Source organism: Agathobacter sp. LCP21S3_B2, from assembly GCF_052118705.1.
Classification (GTDB): domain Bacteria; phylum Bacillota; class Clostridia; order Lachnospirales; family Lachnospiraceae; genus Roseburia.
In genome coordinates, this window is record NZ_JBQKGQ010000036.1 from 1 (window position 1) to 4082 (window position 4082).

Annotated in this window: 2 protein-coding genes; both read left to right on the forward strand. The window is 41.8% G+C overall.

Annotated features, from left to right (window positions below; translation table 11 throughout):
* The first annotated feature begins 122 nt into the window (after positions 1-122).
* Entirely contained in the window at positions 123-1565 is a 1443-nt protein-coding gene (locus ACTQ1L_RS15075) for an IS110 family transposase (RefSeq protein ID WP_441368062.1), read from the forward strand.
* Positions 1566-2282: 717 nt separating this feature from the next.
* On the forward strand, positions 2283-3533 hold the full coding sequence (locus ACTQ1L_RS15080; protein WP_441368063.1) for an IS110 family transposase: 1251 nt from the start codon (positions 2283-2285) through the stop codon (positions 3531-3533).
* The last annotated feature ends 549 nt before the right edge of the window (positions 3534-4082 follow it).

A 4082-nucleotide genomic window follows, 5' to 3' on the forward strand; every position in this document is an offset into this window, starting at 1 on the left:
AGGAGCTTCCTGTATAATTTAAATTGTAAAGGGAGTTGACCAAAGAAAATACCTCAAGTAAATTTAGATTATTACTGACCGGCAAAGTTGGTAAAATCTAAAGAATACAAGAGGTATGTATAATGAATGTTAAAACTAAAAAGGCAAAAAATCAAGTAAATGTAAAGAATTCTTCAATTAAAGTTTTATCAAATGAAGAAATCAGCAGAAGGATTGAGAAAATCGAAAAGAATCTCACAGCTCATACATGGAGAGACCTTGAAACGAATGGCAAGTTTGAAAAGAATGATAAACTCACATTCATTTCAGATGAGATGCTTATAGTTGGATGCGATATAGGCAGCGAGATCCATTATGTCAGGGCAATTGATGTAAGAGGCAGAGAACTCAGTGAAGAAGTCTTTGGATTCAGCAATAATGAGGAAGGTTTTGAAAGTGCGAAAGCATGGATGCTGAACCTTGCAGCAAACAATGATAAGGAACAGATCGTGTTAGGTCTTGAACCGACAGGACATTACTGGTTTGCATTAACAGAATGGCTGGTCTCAAAAGGAATCAGCGTGGTTCAGGTAAATCCATATGCTGTAAAGCAGAGCAAAGAGATTGAGGATAACAGTCAGCTTAAGGACGACAGAAAGGATCCTAAAATCATAGCAAACCTTGTGAAAGACGGAAACTATGGAATGCCATATATTCCAGAAAAACTGTATGCGGATATGAGAAGACTTTCGATGTTCAGAGATCAGCTGACAGAGGACAGGATCAGAAATATCAACCGTCTCCACAGAGAAATGAAGATATACTTTCCAGAATATATGGACGCATTTGGAAAGATAGATGGTTCGTTTGCACTTGAAGTACTGAAAGTTGCACCGATGCCGGCAGATATCATTGCACATGGAGAAGATGGTTTAAGAGATATCTGGCATAACGCTAAGTTAAGAGGACGCGGTTACAACAGAGCCAAAGATATCGTAAGTTATGCAAAAACAAGTGTAGGACTGACAGACGGAACAGATGCCGGACGAGAAGCAGTAAAGTGGTTTTCCGAACAGATCATAAAGCTGGATGAACAGCTTGAGAAAATCGAAAGCACCTTACACAAGAAATGTATGGAAATACCACATGCAGAGAATCTCCTCAAGATTAATGGTGTTGGTGAGAACATTCTGGCCGGAATACTGGCAGAAATGGGGGATATCAGCAGATTTGATGATGTAAAGGAGATACAGAAACTGAGTGGAATGAGTCTTGTTGCATGTAGTTCTGGAAAGCACAAGGGACAGACAAAGATAAGCCACAGGGGACGCAAACGACTGAGATACTGGCTGTTCCAGGCTGCCAAGTCTGCAGTAGCGCATGCTGAAGAATTTAAGCAGCTGCATGTGTATTATACGACAAGGACATCGAATCCGCTTAAGAAGATGCAGTCACTGATTGTAATAGCCTGTAAGATACTGCGGGTCATCTATACGATTCTGAAAACAGGAACAAAGTATGATCCGGAAAAGATGCTGAGGGATATCAAACGTCCAATGGATGAGGTCATTCAGGCAGCCGCATAATCCGGGGTAACCTGCAGTACAAAGAATTAATTCCAGAGCCTTGCCGAACTTCTGACAAAATCGGAGGCTGGGCAGGGTTCTGGATAAGAAACCCGTAAACGATGGAGTCTGATAGGGACTACATCAGCACAGAGACCATACAGAGCCTGCAACGGTATAGCGTCCACTGAGTCAATCAGTACCGGAGCATGTGAAGCACGGTCGGTAACAATCAAATGAAAAATAAGAGCTGTAGCTGGCATCGGTTTTTTCCGTAGGGCATAGACCCTGTTTAGGAGCTTGGCTGGCACTCGGTGTATGAATAGATGGGACGAAGGAAGTTGGGACATGATCCCCTTAGACACGGAAGGTTCATCATCATAGTTGATCGGAGGGAAAATAGCCTTTATAAAGCAAACAAAGAGGATGCTTTTTAAACTATACCCAAATTTCAGCTATTCGGTACTCGATACTACGATATTCATCACCCTCGGCTCTGTTTTAGAGGTAATAAAAATACGTCAAAGCCTTGAAAAATCTACATTTTAGGCTTGACAGAATAGGAAGGCAAAAAATCAAGTAAATGTAAAGAATTCTTCAATTAAAGTTTTATCAAATGAAGAAATCAGCAGAAGGATTGAGAAAATCGAAAAGAATCTCACAGCTCATACATGGAGAGACCTTGAAACGAATGGCAAGTTTGAAAAGAATGATAAACTCACATTCATTTCAGATGAGATGCTTATAGTTGGATGCGATATAGGCAGCGAGATCCATTATGTCAGGGCAATTGATGTAAGAGGCAGAGAACTCAGTGAAGAAGTCTTTGGATTCAGCAATAATGAGGAAGGTTTTGAAAGTGCGAAAGCATGGATGCTGAACCTTGCAGCAAACAATGATAAGGAACAGATCGTGTTAGGTCTTGAACCGACAGGACATTACTGGTTTGCATTAACAGAATGGCTGGTCTCAAAAGGAATCAGCGTGGTTCAGGTAAATCCATATGCTGTAAAGCAGAGCAAAGAGATTGAGGATAACAGTCAGCTTAAGGACGACAGAAAGGATCCTAAAATCATAGCAAACCTTGTGAAAGACGGAAACTATGGAATGCCATATATTCCAGAAAAACTGTATGCGGATATGAGAAGACTTTCGATGTTCAGAGATCAGCTGACAGAGGACAGGATCAGAAATATCAACCGTCTCCACAGAGAAATGAAGATATACTTTCCAGAATATATGGACGCATTTGGAAAGATAGATGGTTCGTTTGCACTTGAAGTACTGAAAGTTGCACCGATGCCGGCAGATATCATTGCACATGGAGAAGATGGTTTAAGAGATATCTGGCATAACGCTAAGTTAAGAGGACGCGGTTACAACAGAGCCAAAGATATCGTAAGTTATGCAAAAACAAGTGTAGGACTGACAGACGGAACAGATGCCGGACGAGAAGCAGTAAAGTGGTTTTCCGAACAGATCATAAAGCTGGATGAACAGCTTGAGAAAATCGAAAGCACCTTACACAAGAAATGTATGGAAATACCACATGCAGAGAATCTCCTCAAGATTAATGGTGTTGGTGAGAACATTCTGGCCGGAATACTGGCAGAAATGGGGGATATCAGCAGATTTGATGATGTAAAGGAGATACAGAAACTGAGTGGAATGAGTCTTGTTGCATGTAGTTCTGGAAAGCACAAGGGACAGACAAAGATAAGCCACAGGGGACGCAAACGACTGAGATACTGGCTGTTCCAGGCTGCCAAGTCTGCAGTAGCGCATGCTGAAGAATTTAAGCAGCTGCATGTGTATTATACGACAAGGACATCGAATCCGCTTAAGAAGATGCAGTCACTGATTGTAATAGCCTGTAAGATACTGCGGGTCATCTATACGATTCTGAAAACAGGAACAAAGTATGATCCGGAAAAGATGCTGAGGGATATCAAACGTCCAATGGATGAGGTCATTCAGGCAGCCGCATAATCCGGGGTAACCTGCAGTACAAAGAATTAATTCCAGAGCCTTGCCGAACTTCTGACAAAATCGGAGGCTGGGCAGGGTTCTGGATAAGAAACCCGTAAACGATGGAGTCTGATAGGGACTACATCAGCACAGAGACCATACAGAGCCTGCAACGGTATAGCGTCCACTGAGTCAATCAGTACCGGAGCATGTGAAGCACGGTCGGTAACAATCAAATGAAAAATAAGAGCTGTAGCTGGCATCGGTTTTTTCCGTAGGGCATAGACCCTGTTTAGGAGCTTGGCTGGCACTCGGTGTATGAATAGATGGGACGAAGGAAGTTGGGACATGATCCCCTTAGACACGGAAGGTTCATCATCATAGTTGATCGGAGGGAAAATAGCCTTTATAAAGCAAACAAAGAGGATGCTTTTTAAACTATACCCAAATTTCAGCTATTCGGTACTCGATACTACGATATTCATCACCCTCGGCTCTGTTTTAGAGGTAATAAAAATACGTCAAAGCCTTGAAAAATCTACATTTTAGGCTTGACAGAATAGGAAGGAA